Source organism: Mesorhizobium sp. M0040, assembly GCF_040323505.1.
Lineage (GTDB): Bacteria > Pseudomonadota > Alphaproteobacteria > Rhizobiales > Rhizobiaceae > Mesorhizobium.
Window position 1 is genome coordinate 1 of sequence record NZ_JAMYVA010000124.1, and the last position, 1,677, is coordinate 1,677.

The 1,677-nt window shown below is 62.4% G+C and carries 1 protein-coding gene; it reads left to right on the forward strand.

Annotated features, from left to right (window positions below):
• Positions 1 to 474: 474 nt before the first annotated feature.
• Positions 475 to 1,566 (forward strand): 3-deoxy-7-phosphoheptulonate synthase, encoded by a 1,092-nt coding sequence (locus tag NKJ91_RS33545; protein WP_352458919.1) that lies wholly within the window; start codon positions 475 to 477, stop codon positions 1,564 to 1,566.
• Positions 1,567 to 1,677 lie beyond the last annotated feature (111 nt).

Consider the following 1,677-nt stretch of genomic DNA (forward strand, 5'->3'; position numbering starts at 1 on the left):
ATAAGGTGTTCCACGGACGGCTCCCTTGTTTGAGATCTCAACGAACTCATTCTGGCACATCCGATGCCGTCGGGCGCCGTCCACCCCATCATGCCGTGACATCTAGGCGTCGCTACAATGCAGAATTTAGTTCCGCAGCACTCCTTGGCCAAGGCAACGGCATGGATCCCAGGGTCTCCGCGACGGAGCTCCGCTCCTGCTTCGCCCTGGGATGACGAAGTTCGGGGGGCTTCAGCCAATCGCGAATGGGCTGGAGTAAACCTCCTCCTCACCAGGCACGTGACAAGCGCATCCGCATCGACTATATCAGCCCTCATGATCAACCTGACCGCCACATATTGGTACTTTATGAGCTCGCTGGCGGCGGGAGGATTGCGCTCGATCTGAAGATTGCAGCAATAACATCCGAACAGCCGCCAGACCTGGCGGCTTTTTTGTTTCAGCCGGCAGGTCTCCCAATCAGGAGCAGAAGCCGTGTTGACGACCACAGACGATCTTCGGGTCAAGGAAATCAGAGAACTGAGCACACCCGACGAGGTGATGCGGGAAATACCGCGCACGCTGACGGCGACGCGCACCGTTGCCGCATCACGCAATGCCATCCACGCCGTGCTGACCGGCGCCGACGATCGGCTGGTGGTCGTCGTCGGCCCCTGTTCGATCCACGACCCGGCCGCCGCCGTAGACTATGCCAGCCGTTTGGCATCGCTGCGTGAAAACCTGTCGGACCGGCTGGAGATCGTGATGCGGGTTTATTTCGAGAAGCCGCGCACGACGATCGGGTGGAAGGGCCTGATCAACGATCCCGACCTCGACGGCAGCTTCAACATCGACAAGGGTCTGCGGATGGCCCGCAACGTGCTCTCGGCGGTCAACAATCTCGGCCTTCCCTCAGCGACCGAGTTCCTCGACATGGCCACCCCGCAATATATTGCCGACCTCGTCGCCTGGGGCGCGATCGGCGCGCGCACGACCGAGAGCCAGATCCACCGCGAACTCGCATCAGGCCTGTCCTGCCCGGTCGGCTTCAAGAACGGCACCGACGGCAATTTGCGGATCGCGGCCGAGGCGGTGAAATCCGCCGCCCAGCCGCACCATTTCATGGCGGTGACGAAAGGTGGGCGCAGCGCCATCGCGACGACCACCGGCAACGAGGACTGCCACGTCATCCTGCGCGGCGGCATTGTGCCCAACTACGACGCGGCAAGCATAGCTGCTGCCTCCGCTGAGCTCGGCCGGATCGGCGTGGCACCTCGGCTGATGATCGATGTCAGTCATGCCAACAGCAACAAGAAGCCGGAAAACCAGCCGCTGGTGGCGGCTGACGTGGCGGGCCAGATCGCGGCAGGCGACGAGCGCATCATCGGCGTCATGATCGAGAGCAATCTGGTCGCCGGCCGGCAGGACGTCATGCCCGGCAAGCCGCTCGTCTATGGCCAGAGCATCACCGATGGCTGTATCGACTGGGAAACCACCGAAACGGTGCTGCACGGCCTTGCCGACGCCGTCGAGCAGCGCCGGTCGGCGCGACGCGCCATGATCGCTGGCCGTCCGGGAGCCGCCTGAGCACTTCTCCTTCTCCCCTTGTGAGGGCTTTGCACGGGGAAGCGAAATCCTGGTTGGTGAGTTAATGGGGCTTTTTTGATGGCCGGGAAAGCAGTTTTCGACGGCTTGGTA